At 49.7% G+C, this 14847-nt stretch carries 12 protein-coding genes; 6 read left to right on the top strand and 6 right to left on the bottom strand.

Annotated features, from left to right (window positions below; genetic code table 11):
* Positions 1-4: 4 nt before the first annotated feature.
* Positions 5-763, bottom strand: coding sequence for a hypothetical protein (locus tag ACJJIQ_RS02300; RefSeq protein ID WP_413664797.1), 759 nt, complete (start codon positions 761-763; stop codon positions 5-7).
* A 332-nt stretch (positions 764-1095) separates the two neighbouring features.
* Here ACJJIQ_RS02300 and sodB point away from each other — a divergent pair, with 332 nt between their 5' ends.
* The 3 genes from sodB to ACJJIQ_RS02285 all read left to right on the top strand — a co-directional run bounded on the left by sodB (position 1096) and on the right by ACJJIQ_RS02285 (position 6101).
* Entirely contained in the window at positions 1096-1677 is a 582-nt protein-coding gene (gene sodB, locus ACJJIQ_RS02295; RefSeq protein ID WP_108732228.1) for a superoxide dismutase [Fe], read from the top strand.
* Between the two features lie 234 nt (positions 1678-1911).
* Positions 1912-3786: a DUF885 domain-containing protein gene (locus tag ACJJIQ_RS02290; protein WP_445363575.1), complete on the top strand. Its 1875-nt coding sequence runs from the start codon at positions 1912-1914 to the stop codon at positions 3784-3786.
* Between the two features lie 428 nt (positions 3787-4214).
* Positions 4215-6101, top strand: coding sequence for a DUF885 domain-containing protein (locus ACJJIQ_RS02285; protein WP_445363574.1), 1887 nt, complete (start codon positions 4215-4217; stop codon positions 6099-6101).
* Between the two features lie 224 nt (positions 6102-6325).
* Here the strand turns inward: ACJJIQ_RS02285 and ACJJIQ_RS02280 are convergent, their stop codons facing one another.
* The 5 genes from ACJJIQ_RS02280 to ACJJIQ_RS02260 all read right to left on the bottom strand — a co-directional run bounded on the left by ACJJIQ_RS02280 (position 6326) and on the right by ACJJIQ_RS02260 (position 11959).
* Positions 6326-6721, bottom strand: a complete 396-nt coding sequence (locus tag ACJJIQ_RS02280; protein ID WP_445363573.1) for a cupin domain-containing protein — start codon at positions 6719-6721, stop codon at positions 6326-6328.
* A gap of 272 nt (positions 6722-6993) precedes the next feature.
* Positions 6994-8811 carry a DUF885 domain-containing protein gene (locus ACJJIQ_RS02275; protein ID WP_445363572.1) on the bottom strand — a complete coding sequence of 606 codons (1818 nt, stop codon included), beginning with the start codon at positions 8809-8811 and terminating at the stop codon, positions 6994-6996.
* A 127-nt stretch (positions 8812-8938) separates the two neighbouring features.
* Positions 8939-9871: a universal stress protein gene (locus tag ACJJIQ_RS02270; RefSeq protein WP_445363571.1), complete on the bottom strand. Its 933-nt coding sequence runs from the start codon at positions 9869-9871 to the stop codon at positions 8939-8941.
* A 275-nt stretch (positions 9872-10146) separates the two neighbouring features.
* Positions 10147-10860 carry a DnaA regulatory inactivator Hda gene (hda, locus tag ACJJIQ_RS02265; protein WP_282931683.1) on the bottom strand — a complete coding sequence of 238 codons (714 nt, stop codon included), beginning with the start codon at positions 10858-10860 and terminating at the stop codon, positions 10147-10149.
* Between the two features lies 1 nt (position 10861).
* Positions 10862-11959 carry a DUF2066 domain-containing protein gene (locus tag ACJJIQ_RS02260; RefSeq protein WP_282931682.1) on the bottom strand — a complete coding sequence of 366 codons (1098 nt, stop codon included), beginning with the start codon at positions 11957-11959 and terminating at the stop codon, positions 10862-10864.
* A 277-nt stretch (positions 11960-12236) separates the two neighbouring features.
* Here ACJJIQ_RS02260 and purM point away from each other — a divergent pair, with 277 nt between their 5' ends.
* From purM to ACJJIQ_RS02245, 3 genes are all read left to right on the top strand, one after another.
* Positions 12237-13298, top strand: coding sequence for a phosphoribosylformylglycinamidine cyclo-ligase (purM, locus tag ACJJIQ_RS02255; RefSeq protein ID WP_282931681.1), 1062 nt, complete (start codon positions 12237-12239; stop codon positions 13296-13298).
* Positions 13298-13942, top strand: a complete 645-nt coding sequence (gene purN, locus ACJJIQ_RS02250) for a phosphoribosylglycinamide formyltransferase (protein ID WP_445363570.1) — start codon at positions 13298-13300, stop codon at positions 13940-13942. Before purM ends, purN begins: the two co-directional genes overlap by 1 nt.
* Positions 13943-14043: 101 nt before the next feature.
* The gene (locus ACJJIQ_RS02245) at positions 14044-14748 is read left to right on the top strand and encodes a DUF3108 domain-containing protein (RefSeq protein ID WP_282931679.1); all 705 of its coding nucleotides are present in this window, start codon (positions 14044-14046) and stop codon (positions 14746-14748) included.
* The last annotated feature ends 99 nt before the right edge of the window (positions 14749-14847 follow it).

Here is a 14847-nt window from a genome sequence, read left to right as displayed (position 1 = left end):
AAAACTACATGGATGAAGCTGTGGAATCACCGCTGGACTGCAGGGAGCGAATCGCATCGCGAAGCTGCACCAGATCCTTATTCACAGAACGGCGGTAAGCATCGATAGACTCTACAGCCTCTTCATTCGCACCGACACGCATAGTCAGGTCACTGCGCACAGAAGCCAGCTGGCGCTCCAGGCGTGCAAGCTTATCGGTCATCTCACGCTGGGAATCTGTATTGCCCTTGCGCAACTCTGCCAGCGAAGCCTCTACAGCAGCGATTTTCTTCACGCTGGACTCAAGGCCGCTGAGCTTGGTACTGAGCGCGGCGACTTGCTTTTTGTTAGCCGCAACTGCTGTTTTGTTGGCGGAGATACTCTTGCGGTTGGTGTCATAAGCAACACCCCACAATTTGCGGATCTCCGAGGAGTTTTCCTTCGCTTTTGCATTCAGAACTTCAACCGATGCCGTAGATTCCTCATCGGAGAGGCTAAAGCGCTTCTCCAGTTCAGCAATACGGTTTTCCGCATCGGCAATACGAGTCTCTGCATCATTCAACAAGGTCCGGCTGTCCTGCCATTGCTGGTACAGGAAACCCGAGGCACCCAGGCCACCCATCGCCATAATCAGGGCACATAGACCCAAGAAAGAGAAACCACCTCGGCGCTCCTCCACGATCACCTGGGGCTCTGGTGAATCACTCCTTTCTTCGCTGGTAGTGAGATCCAGTGACGGTTCAAGAGCGGCGCTGCCGCCCAGTGTGGGCTCTTTGCGTTGCATGGTTCGATACACCCGATAACTGTGCTGATGAGTCCGGTACCCGCCAGTTCTATGCTGCTCTTTCCGGTACCGTATTTTCAGAAATATATGACAATAGAATCCATTCAGATTCGTCGAATTCTGCGGCAGTTATACCAAAAATTGACGAAAAAGTAAGCGGTCGTCAGTAATAATAGACGACAGTCGAATAGAGCTGACAGCAAAAGCTTCCCCCCTTGTGTTTGAGGAAATCGTCCCAAACTTCCCTAATCCATCGCGCCGGCTTAATTCTGAGATGCGGCACGTGTAGAATGCCCTCACCAATAACCCTCAGACAAAGGAAGGAAAACACCATGGCTTTCGAATTGCCTGAACTCCCCTACGCTAAGAACGCCCTGGCACCGCATATCTCCGAAGAGACTTTGGAGTACCACTACGGCAAACATCATAAAACCTACGTAGACAAGCTGAACGGCCTGCTGGAAGGCACTGCTGACGCTGACAAGTCCCTGGAAGACGTGATCAAGTCCTCTTCCGGTGGTGTGTTCAACAACGCAGCCCAGGTTTGGAACCACACTTTCTACTGGAACTGCCTGAGCCCTAACGGTGGCGGCGAAGCCACTGGCGCGATTGCCGAGGCTATCAACGCAGCCTTCGGTAGCTTCGACCAGTTCAAAGAAGCATTTACCACCAGTGCTGTAAACAACTTCGGCTCCGGCTGGACCTGGCTGGTAAAAAATGCTGACGGCTCAGTCGCCATTGTAAACACTTCCAACGCAGCAACCCCGCTGACTGAAGAAGGCGTTACTCCCCTGCTGACCTGCGATGTTTGGGAACACGCTTACTATATCGACTACCGCAACCTGCGCCCGAAGTACATGGAAGCTTTCTGGGCCCTGGTGAACTGGGAGTTTGTAAACCAGAACTTCGCTTAATCCCGAAGTCACCAGAAAAAGCGGGCCATGTGCCCGCTTTTTTATTTCCTGAATACCCTCCCCTCAATCAAATTCTCCCCACTACTGGCCAAATGCTGCTCCAGTCAGCACAATACCTGCTGATCTGCACTACACATCCCGCATAAAGTGTGGGGGGTTTAGGCAGGCAACCTAAAGAATGCCACTGGAGTGGCACAAATTAGCAACGAAGAACCGAACACTGGGAATATGCTCATGAAGTTGAAACCAACCCTGATCGCAGCCGCCATAAGCGCGCTGGTAATCAGCGGCTGTGACCGCGCCCCGAACACAGCCGAGCAGAGTGCAACCGCCACAGCCACGGAAAGCACGGCGACTCAAGAAGTCGCAGGAAAAGTGGACCCAGCCGCAGTCAAACGCGTAAACCAGATGTTCGAGGACTTCTTCCAGGAGCACCTCGCCCGCAGTCCTGAGACCAAAACTTTCCTGGGTAAAAAAGAAGACTACGATAAGTGGGATAACCTCTCCCCAGAATTTGCCAAGGAAACCCTGGAGCTCGACAAGCGTCAGCTGGCGGAACTGAATAAAATTGATCCTTCCACCTTGGATGACGCTACCCGCCTGAGCCTGCGCCTGGCAAAGCGCAACTGGCAACAGGATATCGATGGCTACAAGTGGCGCAATCACGGCTACCCCGTCAACCAGATGTATGCCACCCATACCAGCGCCGCCACACTGCTAATCAGCCAGCACCGTATTGATGATGTCAGTGACGCAGAGGCCTATATCGCCCGCTTGAATGGCATGCCCACGTATTTCTCCCAGCTGGAAGAACAACTTAAAGCTAACGCTACAGCCGGCACGATAGTACCTAAGTTCGTGTTCCCTTACGTTATTAGCGATTCTCGCAATCTGATCACCGGTGCACCTTTTAACGGTGAAAAAGACAGCCCACTGTTTGCAGACTTTAAAGACAAAGTAGAAAAGCTGGAAATCAGTGAAGATCAAAAGAAATCACTGGTCGATAAAGCCAGCCAGGCCCTGACTGAAAGCGCCGGCCCCGCTTACGAAAAATTGATCAGCTACCTGCAAGAGCTTGAGAAAAAAGCCAACACTGACGACGGCGCCTGGAAACTGGCAGACGGCGAAGAGTTCTATAAATTCCGCCTCGGTGTTTACACCACTACGGATATGACTGCCGATGAGATCCACCAAACCGGTCTTAAGGAAGTTGCCCGTATTCACGACGAAATGCGCGAGATTATGCGCAAGGTGAAGTTCGAAGGTAACTTGCAGGAATTCTTCGAATTCATGCGTACCGACAAGCAGTTCTATTACCCCACCACTGAGGAAGGTAAAGCGGAGTACCTGGAAAAGGCCACCGCAATTATCGACACCATGAAGGGCCGCCTGGATGAACTGTTTATCACCAAGCCCAAAGCCGATCTCGATGTAAGAGCCGTAGAGGCCTTCCGCGAAAAATCTGCAGGTAAGGCCTTCTACCAGCGCCCGGCCCCCGATGGTTCGCGCCCAGGTATCTACTACGCCAACCTGTACAATATGAACGATATGCCGTCTTACCAGATGGAAGCATTGGCCTACCACGAAGGTATCCCCGGCCACCATATGCAGCTTTCGATCGCTCAGGAATTACAGGATATTCCCAAGTTCCGTAAATACGGTGGTTACACTGCTTATACCGAAGGCTGGGGCCTCTACTCCGAACTGGTGCCCAAAGAGTTGGGCTTCTATGAAGACCCCTACTCTGACTTTGGACGCCTGGCTATGGAACTGTGGCGCGCTGGCCGATTGGTGGTAGACACCGGCCTTCACGCCAAGAAATGGACCCGCGAGCAAGCGATCGACTACCTCGTAGAGAACACCCCGAACCCGAAAGGCGACGTGGTTAAAGCGATCGAGCGCTATATTGTGATGCCTGGCCAAGCGACCGCATACAAAATTGGTATGCTGAAAATTGTCGAGCTGCGTGAAAAAGCCAAAACAGAACTGAGTGATCAGTTTGATGTTCGCGGCTTCCACGACACTATCCTGGCCAGTGGCCCAGTCCCCTTGGATGTACTGGAAGAACTGGTTAATGAGTGGGTTGCAAAAGTAAAAACCCAACAATAAATAATAGAAGCGACAGATAAGTACCTGATAACTACTTGTCTGTCTTTTTCTTATCGTCAGTAGAGCATTGCAGAAGTAAAAATTCTGTATAGTTTTTACAATACGGCATTTATTGTTTTACAGGGAAGTCCGGAATGACACTCCGGACTTCTTATTAAGCAATCACCAGCTCCCAGCATGAATGGCACTGTGGTCTTATTTCAACCCCCCCTATTTTCAGCTCACCTTAGCCGCCACTGTCGTATAAAAGCACCAAAATAAAACATACCCAGTATTCCCCATACCAAAAAAGTGCACCGCTCTTATTTTCTGCTGAATTTATATCCACAAAACCAAATAATGGGATGCTTTTACATAAAAAAGTCCATTAACTGCAAAAATAATGATAAAAAAGTAAGAGCTACTCTTTGAACGCAAGGATTGTACTCATGAAGTTAAAAGTAACTCTGATTGCAGCGGCAGTAAGCTCACTCATCCTCACGGGCTGCAACGATAGTACCAACAATGCGGATACACATAATGTTGCCCCCTTAGAGGAAAGTGCACTTAATCGGTCACCTCCCCCGAAAGTCAGCAAAGAAATGAGTGAGGCCAGCAAGAAGGTCAATTTGCTATTCGATAAGTTCTTCCAGGAGCATCTAGACCGCAGCCCTGAATTCAAAACATTCTTGGGTCTGAAAGAGGAGTACGGCAAATGGAATGATCTAACTCCTGAGTTTGCGCAAGAAACCCATGAAATTAATAAGCGTCAATTATCCGAGCTGAATAAAATTGATCCCGCTATACTGGATCGACCTACCCAACTTAATCTTCGACTGGCAAAACGCACTTTGCAACAAGAGATCGAAGCCTATAAGTGGCGAAATCATAATTATCCAGTCAACCAAATGTTCGCCACCCATACCGGCGCCGCTTCAACACTTATCAGCCAGCACCGTATCGATAACATCAGGGATGCCGAAGCTTATATTTCCCGCTTAAATAGAATTCCCCAGTATTTCGCACAGCTGCAAGACCAACTGGAGGAAAACGCCAAAGCTGGCACCACTATTCCAAAATTCGTTTTCCCCTATGTTATTGGAGATGCACAAAACCTAATTACTGGTGCTCCTTTTGACAGAAAAAAGGACAGCCCTCTATTTGCTGACTTTAAGGGAAAAGTAGAAAATCTCGATATCAGTAAAGAGCAGAAAAAGTCCTTAATAGATAAAGCTAAAACAGCACTAAAAGACAACACTGGCCCCGCCTATAAAACCCTAATCGACTACCTGCAAGAGCTTGAGATACGCGCAACTACTGATGATGGCGCCTGGAAACTGGCAGATGGCAGTGACTTTTATAATTTTCGTCTCGGCTTTTACACTTCTACCGATATGACAGCCGAAGAAATTCATAGGATTGGCCTTGAAGAAGTGACTCGCATCCATGATGAGATGCGTGAAATTATGCGTAAAGTAAAATTCGAAGGTAAATTGAAAAACTTCTTCGAATTTATGCGCACCGACCAGCAATTTTATTACCCGACCACAGAACAGGGGAAAGCTGCATATCTTGAGAAGGCTACTACCATTATCGATACCATGAAGGGTAGGCTGAACGAGTTATTTATCACCAAACCTAGAGCGGACCTCGATGTGAGAGCGGTCGAACCATTCCGGGAGAAATCTGCCGGTAAAGCTTTTTACCTGCAACCTGCTGCCGACGGCTCACGCCCAGGCATCTACTACGCCAACCTCTACAATATGGACGATATGCCCAGTTACCAGATGGAAGCACTGGCATACCACGAGGGCATCCCCGGCCACCATATGCAGCTCTCTATCACCCAGGAATTACAGGATATCCCTAAATTCCGTAAATATGGTCACTATACCGCCTATACGGAGGGTTGGGGCCTTTACTCTGAAATGGTGCCAAAAGAGATGGGACTCTACCAAGACCCCTACTCAGATTTTGGGCGCCTCGCCATGGAATTGTGGCGAGCAGGACGCCTTGTAGTCGATACAGGGATCCACACCAAGAAGTGGACCCGAGAACAAGCCATACAATACCTGATGGAAAACACCCCTAATCCTGAGGGGGATGTTATTAAAGCTGTCGAGCGCTATATCGTATTACCCGGCCAGGCAACAGCCTACAAAATTGGCATGCTCAAAATTTTACAGCTTCGTGAGAAAGCCAAAAAAGAACTGGGAGAGAAGTTTGATATTCGTCAATTCCACAATGCAGTTCTGGCCAACGGCCCAGTACCACTGGATGCCCTGGAGGAAATTATTGACGAGTGGATAGCAAACACCAGAACTCCAAAAGTATAACTAAAAGGTTAAAACAGAATTAAAAAAGGCCACTATCTGTGGCCTTTCTTGTTTGAGCTATTAGCGAACACCTAACAATTCAAGGGCCAAATATACACGAAGACAAGCGACATACTTATTTACCTGCATCTTTATAACCCTATAGCTCAAGCTTGAAGGCCCCAGCTAACAGCACGCACTCTTGTGCTGCAAAACGCTACCAGCATGTAGAATGATCTTATTTCTTAAGTATCGTATGGCTTAGCGATACTGTGCTCAGTTGGCTGCGGGGTGATAGTCATAACTTTTACTTCGCTAGGCGTTTCAAATCGGTGCCAGACACCTTTTGGTATAACCAATATTTGTCCAGCTGATAACTCGTTCCGCTTCTCTTCACCATTTACGAGAAGAATTAGAGCTGTTTCCCCATCTATAACTTGAACAAACTCATCTCCATTGGTGTGCCTTTCCCACTCGCTATTCCCTGAATAGTGGGCTACGTATATTCCACCATCCCTATACTCGGACAATAAGGCAAATGCATCTTTAGCTTCCTCATCCGTTGTTTCGGGAGTTCTTCCTTTTAGAAATTTAACTCTAGAAAACCCATCATCTACCGTAATAGCTTTTGACTTCGGCACTTACCAACTCCTTACAAGTACTATTCTTACTACTGGGGTGGAAGGGAAGAATACACCGCTCTCGAGACACGCTGTGAATACATCCCTGTAAGCTCCTAATCGGCATCCATGCCTCATAGGGTCCCAAGCGCGGTGTATTCTTCCCTTCTTCCTTTTTAGTAACTAAAACCACATAATCCAAGCACCTTCACCCTTTCTAACGGTAAAGATACTCAAACTTTTAAGTTACTCTTTTGACGATCCTACAGCCGAATACTCTACAAAAATGAATCCTAACTCTTGTTGGTTGCTATCCACTGATCTACCTGCTGCTCCAACACTGCCAATGGCAAAGCGCCATTGGTGAGAACTACATTGTGGAACTGGCGGATATCAAACTGGCTACCAAGCGCTTCTTTAGCGCGTTCACGCAACTCAAGAATCTTCAGCATACCGGTTTTGTAGGCCAGTGCCTGACCGGGCCAAACCATATATCGCTCGATCTCGGTGGTGACTTCAGACTCAGTCATACCGGTCTTTTCCAGCATATACTCAATCGCTTGCTCGCGACTCCAGCGCTTATAGTGCATTCCAGTATCCACGACCAACCGCACAGCCCGGAACATTTCCGCCTGCAACCGACCCAAATCATCATAGGGGTTTTCCTGGAAACCGGCTTCTTTAGCAAGCTTCTCGGAGTACAGTGCCCACCCTTCCGAGTAAGCATTAAACAACCCCATTTTACGGAAAGTCGGCACACCTTTTAGCTCTTGTGCAATTGCCAACTGGAAGTGATGCCCAGGTACCGCTTCATGGTAAGCCAAGGTGCGCATTCCAAACTTTTTGGTTTCATGAACATCCCGCAAGTTTGCATAAAATACGCCGGGGCGAGACCCGTCCATTGCTGGAGGGTTGTAGTAGGCTCCCGCCGAACCTTGCTCTTTAAACTCTGGGACTCGGCGCACCTCAACACCCATTTTGGGTTTTAAATCAAAATAGTCACCCAGGCCTGCATCAATTTCATCAATCATTACCTGGTAATCGGCAATAATTTTCTCCCGCCCTAAATCTGAATCCTCATAAAGAAACTGGGGATCATTATTCAGTGCAGAGAAACGTTCGCTAATAGTGCCACTGGTTCTACCAACGGATGAAAAAATTTCATTCATTTCCGTTTCAATTCTTGCAACCTCTTCCAACCCAATACGATGGAGTTCCTCCGGTGCAATATCTGTACTGGTAAAGTTGCGTACTTGATAGGCATAGTAGGCATCCCCATCCGGCAATGCCCAAACACCATTGTTCTCTCCAACTTTTAACCGGAGAGTACTGGAATAATCGATTAGCCCTTGATACGCGGCGTAAACTTCTGTACCAATCAGCAACTCAGCTTGGCTGAGAATACGTTCCCGCTCCTGTTTATCCAGCTTTTCAATTTTGTTAAGTCGCTCCAGTAATGAGGTATAAAGTATATTTTCTTTTACCGGCGCGGCGATAAAACCCTGCATTTCCTCTAAAACACTATCGACAACAAAGCGCGGGGGCAGGATATCTTTCTCTTCCCTTATCTTCAGACCATCCAGCAATTGATCAAACTTACGTCCGACCTCTCCCAGACGAGACAAGTAATAATCAGCTTCTTTTACATTGTTGATCTGATGTACTTCAGCGAGAAACTCCGGCAACCTATTCTGCTCACCCGACATTTGGTTAAGCGGGTAATCATGGTGCCTCCAGCGTTCAACTTCCGCCTTTATACCGAGAAGATGCTCTAACACATCATAGGAAATGGCCTGCTGCCCTTCCAAACTTTCGCGATCATAGCTGCGCAATACCGCCAGCTCGCTCTTCATCATTTCAATAACACGCAACTGCTCTTCTTCAGACAAATCATCGAGATGCGCATTGTGTCCATCAATTCCAAATTGTTCCAAAATTCTAATTTGTGAAAGGATTTCCGGACTGCTACTGCCGATTTTTATAAAGACACGTTCAAAAAATACATCTATAGACCAAGGCTTGAAATAAACTGCATTAATAGCAAAAGCAGAAACTGCCAAAACCCCCACAAAAAATAAGCCGCCAAACCATTTGGCAATAGTCTTAATCATTATATTTCTCCCGAATTCTTAGCTGTAATTTTGTCCCGGTATCAGGGTCACCTCAACTCCCGCAGCAGAGAATTCCGATAGAGCGATCAGCGCAGGGGCCAAGCTGAATTAGACCCATAATTCACAACTATTTTATCGGCGATACAAAGTCACTGGGCTTTAGAGCCAGCAGGGAGCAACTGACCTTCTGCAATATATTCTCTGCAGTATTCCCCATAATGAAACCGGGAATACCCGCCCGTCCAACAGTGCCCATAACCAGCAAGTCAAGACCTTCTTCATCAATCAGCAATGGAATAAAGTTATCTGGATGGGCAACCACATGGTGAATACGTATTTCCCCCTCAATCCCGGATGCACGTATCAATACATCGAGCTTTGATCGGTGCTGGGCCCGCGCTGATTCAGTGGCCTCATCCAACTCTTCCTCAGAAGCGCTCAGGGGAAAATGGCGCCGCAAGTATTCATCGATATCGAAGTCCCAACAGGAAATAACATTCAACACCCCACTGCAACTGTCAGCGAGTACTCTCGACCAGCGCAGCAACCGGATCGCCAAGTCATAAGTGCTGCCATCCTCGCATTCAGGGTCGAGAGCTACAGCCACCTGAATCTTGTTGCGATGCTCCTTGATTGGGCGGCACAGCCATACCGGGCAGGGACACTTTCGCAGCAGATCCATATCCATTGCCTTGAAACCCTTAAGCTGACTGCGACCCTCAACGTTCTTGATCACCAGGTCATAGCCCTCAGCCAATACCCGGCGGATCACCCGCTCGGCAGGTCGGGCACCACAATCTGACTCAATCTCCAAATTGGTCCTTTCCGCCGATAACTCCATATGTACGCGGGCCAACTCAATTTCACTCCTGACCCTATCAAGCATTGTCCTCACACAGAGCCGACTAAACTCCTCAAACCCTTCCGGCACCTTCGGACAGACCAGTAAAACCTTTATCTCCGCCTGATGATTGCGCGCCACTGCAAAAGCCTGCATGAGTCCACTGCTTTCATCCTCAGCAGCATGGCTGACATACAGGATTTTATGAATGTTTGGCATAACGCTGCCCTCAACCAGAGACATTTGGGAGCAAACAGGGGCAAGACTCACCATAAACCCACTCGCTGCCTCAAATTGGTATCGTGAGCAGAGCAGATTTCACACGGAAATACACAGGTGAAGGAGATGGAGCAGGAGTAGATAGGGGGAGGTGAAGTGAGTAAACACCAACCATAATAGGCGGAAAAAGCGTCTAGTGCCGCTAAAACACAAGACAGAGGAGCCCAAATGAGCTCAGGGAGCTAAAGCAGGTCGGCCAGGACCCAATTCTGGGGTCAGATATCCAAAACCTGCTTAACAAAAGGAATGGTGATTTTACGCTTAGCCATAAGTGAAGCCCGGTCCAGCTCCTCCAGACACAGAAAGAGTGCTCGAGTATCCCTCGGGGCGCGGTGCAATATGTACTGGGCCACATCTTCCGGCAGGTCAAAACCGCGCAGACGGCTGCGACGGCGCAGGGCGGCAACTTTATCGCTGTCATTCAGGGTTTTGAGCTGGAACACCAGGGACCAGTGTAGGCGTGACTGCAAATCAGCCAGGGCAATATCCATACCGCGGGGTGACTTGCGAGCCCCCATCAATAACTGCCTGCCGCCATCCTTAACTCGGTTATAGAGATGGAAAATAGCGGTCTGCCACTCGGGCTGCCCCTCCAACAAATGAACGTCATCTATACAGACAAGGTCCAGGCGTTCGAGTCCGTCGAGAATAACAGCCGGGTCCATGTTCATTAGGTCTGCGAGAGGGAGATAATGGAAAGAGCGACCATTGGCCTCTGCGCACTGACAAGCAGACTGAAGCAAGTGGCTAATACCACTACCCGCCTCACCCCAAATGTAAATTACAGACTCGGGATTCTCGCCACTGGCAAAAGACTGCAGCAGGGCAACTACCTGTCGATTTGGATCTGAATCCGACAGGTAGAAGTTATCAAAAGTGGCGTCATCCCGCAGGGATACCCCCAGCGGCAATTGTTGCGGAATACTCATCTCAATCCCAGTGATAGCGCAACGGATTCTCAGCGCTGCCCAAGGGTGAACGGTATCCATTCAGGTTAATGGCGTCTCCGTCCGCTTGTGCTCGCAATTTATGGTTTAGAGCCAGGGTATCACGCAAATTGCTCAACCCTGCTGAAGTGACCAGTGCTAGGCGCATTCGGTCCCCTTCAACAGAGAGCAGGTTAGCACTGCTGACCTGTGCCAACCCCTGTAGATAACCAGATGCCTTGGCATAATCAGCAAAACTGTCGATACCAGACAACTCAACAATCACCGCGCCCAACTGATTGTCCTGGCCATTCGGGGACACTGCATAGCGCTGAGCGAGAATATTGGCCAGTTGGTTAACGCCGCGCAGAGCGACCTCTTCCAGCGAACCTCCGGCAGTATCGAAGGCATAGCTGCGACCGCCGTGAATTAGCAACCAATCTGCCTGCCAGCGATGGCCCGAAGCTTGAAGCACCCGGCCCATCAAAGTGGCATCGGGGCTATAGCGAAAGCCCGCCTTCTCAGCTGCCTGCTCATCCTGGGCCCAGAGAGCTCCCAAAGGCATATTGCGCTGATCATTGAGATCCATTACCGGGAAATCCAGGGGGACACCGCGCTCGATAGCCATTGCCTCGAGTACAGAGAAGAGCTCCGGGGTCGCCTCTTCACTCAAAGCGCTGCGGCCCTCTTGCAGGGTATCTACTGCAAGCCACACCAAAGTGCCGGGGCGATTGTTAGGCCACATGGGCAAGTTCATTTGATTAACTTGCCGGGAGATCGCTTGAGGATCAAAGGAAAGGTGCAAGTAGAGCTGATTGTCCTCGCGGGTATAGCGATACCCCTGAACAAACTGCTGTGCATTCTTTAATATCGGCTGCACATTTGGGTTACTACCGACAGCGGCATCTCCCGTAACACGTACGAACACCCGTTCCAGGCCGCGACTTCCGGCTGCTGCACGATCCGTGGCTCCGCGACTCGACACAGCCTCGACAACTTCGTACAAATCCGAGATGACTCGAGCTTGGACCGGTAGGGCTAGAACACTGATGATCAGAGCCAGCAACTGCAACACCAATCCCTGCCGGAGCAGCTTGTGCATAGGACTTCTCTCCAAACCTCTTATTTTCCGCCCCTGAGCTTGCAGAAATTATTATCGATGTGCAAGACGCCAGATTTTAGGGCGGACTAAAAATTGCGGCTATTGTATCAGCGTCAGACGTTTCTCTCAGCCCCGAGTTCTCACTATCGGAGTGATTTCACAGTTCAAATGGTGAGAAAATGCCGAAATCCCCCTTCGAGATGCCGTCTGGGCGTGGCTCCCGAGGCAAGACCCAGATAGAATACGCGCCCTTCGAATACCCACCGCAGGAAGAATCATGAGCGATTCCAAGCCGCAATCTACGCAAACATCCCTCTCTTATAAAGATGCCGGTGTCGATATCGACGCAGGTAATGCACTGGTAGAGCGCATCAAAAATGTCGCCAAACGCACATCCCGCCCCGAGGTAATGGGCGGACTGGGCGGATTCGGCGCCCTGTGTGAACTTCCAAGCGGCTATAAAGAGCCGGTTTTGGTTTCCGGCACCGACGGTGTAGGTACCAAGTTACGCCTGGCAATGGACTTGGGCATTCACGACAGCATCGGTATCGATCTTGTCGCCATGTGTGTGAATGACTTGATCGTAGCAGGAGCTGAACCCCTCTTCTTCCTCGACTATTACGCAACCGGCAAACTCAATGTCGATATTGCTGCAGAAGTAGTTACCGGCATTGGCAAAGGCTGTGAGCTGTCAGGCTGCGCACTGGTCGGCGGCGAGACCGCCGAAATGCCCGGCATGTACGAAGGCGACGATTATGACCTGGCAGGCTTCTGCACCGGTGTCGTAGAAAAATCTGAAATCATCGACGGCAGCAAAGTTAAAGCTGGCGACGTATTGATCGGCCTGGCCTCCAGTGGCCCCCACTCCAATGGCTACTCCCTGATCCGCAAGGTTCTAGAAGTCAGCGGTGCCGATCTCCAGCAGGACATCGGCGGTGAAACCCTGGCCAAAGCGTTGATGGCCCCGACCCGTATTTACGTTAAAAACCTGCTGCAATTAATGAAGACCTTCCAGGTGAATGCGCTAAGCCATATCACTGGCGGCGGCTTACTGGAAAACCTGCCCCGCGTACTGCCCGAAGGCTGCAGCGCGCGTATTGATGTCACCAGCTGGGAAATGCCTCCTGTATTTAATTGGCTGCGTGATGCAGGCAATATCGATAGCCGCGAAATGTACCGCACGTTTAACTGCGGTGTTGGCATGGTTATTTGCGTGCCTGCAGAGCAATCCGAGTCGGCACTATCCGCTCTCAAGCAAATGGGCGAAGACGCCTTTGTCGTTGGCACTATCGAAGATGCCAAAGAAGGGGCGGAAGCAGTAGAGCTGGCGGGGCTGTAATGTCTTGTAGAGTTGCCGTATTAATCTCCGGTAGTGGCAGCAACCTGCAGGCTCTGCTGGATGCCGCCGCACAAGAGGGCGCGCCTTTTTCCGTGACTGCAGTTGTCAGCAATAAGGCAGATGCCTATGGTCTGACTCGCGCAGAACAGGCAGGCGTTCCCACCTCTGTGGTGGATCACCGGGATTTCTCCAGCAGAGAAACCTTCGATCACGCCTTGATCGAAGAGATCGACAAGTGCAAACCAGATTTGGTTGTACTGGCTGGGTTTATGCGTATTTTGACACCCGACTTTGTGCGCCACTACAACGGCCGCCTAATCAACATTCACCCCTCCTTACTGCCGAAGTACCAGGGCCTGCATACCCATAAGCGGGCACTGGAAGCCGAGGATAAAGAACACGGCGTAACCGTGCATTTTGTCACCGAGGAACTCGATGGCGGGCCACCTATCGTCCAGGCCATTGTTCCTATTAAGGAGGGAGACACTCCTGAGCTACTGGCAAAGCGAGTGCAGGTTCAAGAGCACATCATTTACCCCATGGCGGTTACCTGGTTTGCTCAACAGCGCCTGCAAATGGCGGATGATCGAGTTCAGCTGGATGGTGAATTACTACCTCCCCACGGGGTTCAGGTTTCCGCATAAAACCAGCCCTTGATAGCTGGCGGGGTAAAAGTCCTTCAATGTACTTTGCGCGCCTCGCCAGCTAGTATTCAAAAGGGTTCAGTTTTTTGTGGGATATCACAGTGCGCCTTTTTGCTACCTCTCTGTTTCTTTTTTTAATTACCGGCCAGGCAATTGCTGCTGAGCTGGAACCTTTCAAAGCCACCTACGCCGCCCGATTTAATGGGATCAGCATTACCGCCACTCGGGAATTGTCCGGACAGGACGGCAACTGGCGCCTGGACTTCGATAGCAGCGCCCTTTTTGCCAGCATTAAAGAGTACTCTCGCTTTACCAGCCAGGATGGCCATATCACCCCCCAACATTACGAATATCGCCGCAAAGGCCTTGGTCGAAATCGCGCCACGGTGCTTAATTTCGAACCGTCAAAAGGTATGATCTTTAACGTCCATAATCCGGAGCGGGATCTCAAAGACGCCCCACCCAATATTCTTGACAAGGTGAGCTATCAAATCCAACTGGCACTCGATGTCGCCGCTGGAAAAACAGACCTTCAATACAAAGTTGCCGACGGCAAAAAAATTCGCGATTACAAATTCAGTCAAGTTGGCACTGAAACCCTAAAAACACCTCTAGGTCCGGTGGAGACAATTAAAGTCGCTCGAGTGAGAGATAAAGACTCAGGAAGAGAGACAACTGTCTGGATCGCACCGCAATGGAACTACGCTTTGGTGAAACTTATCCAAAGAGAAGAAAATGGCAAAAGATATCAAATCAACCTGACAAATTTATCCATCAACGGCGAAAAAGTCGCTGCCAGCCAATAAATGGCCACATTTTCGACTGATGAAAAAAAATCCGTCGACTTGGATAGATTTTTGTCCCCATTGTCTTTATAAAGTCACTCCTCTCCCTCACTAGGGCAA

Source organism: Microbulbifer maximicatervae (SeqCode), from assembly GCF_052468295.1.
Note: the sequence above shows the minus strand (reverse complement) of the source record. Positions and strands in the feature narration are given on the sequence as shown.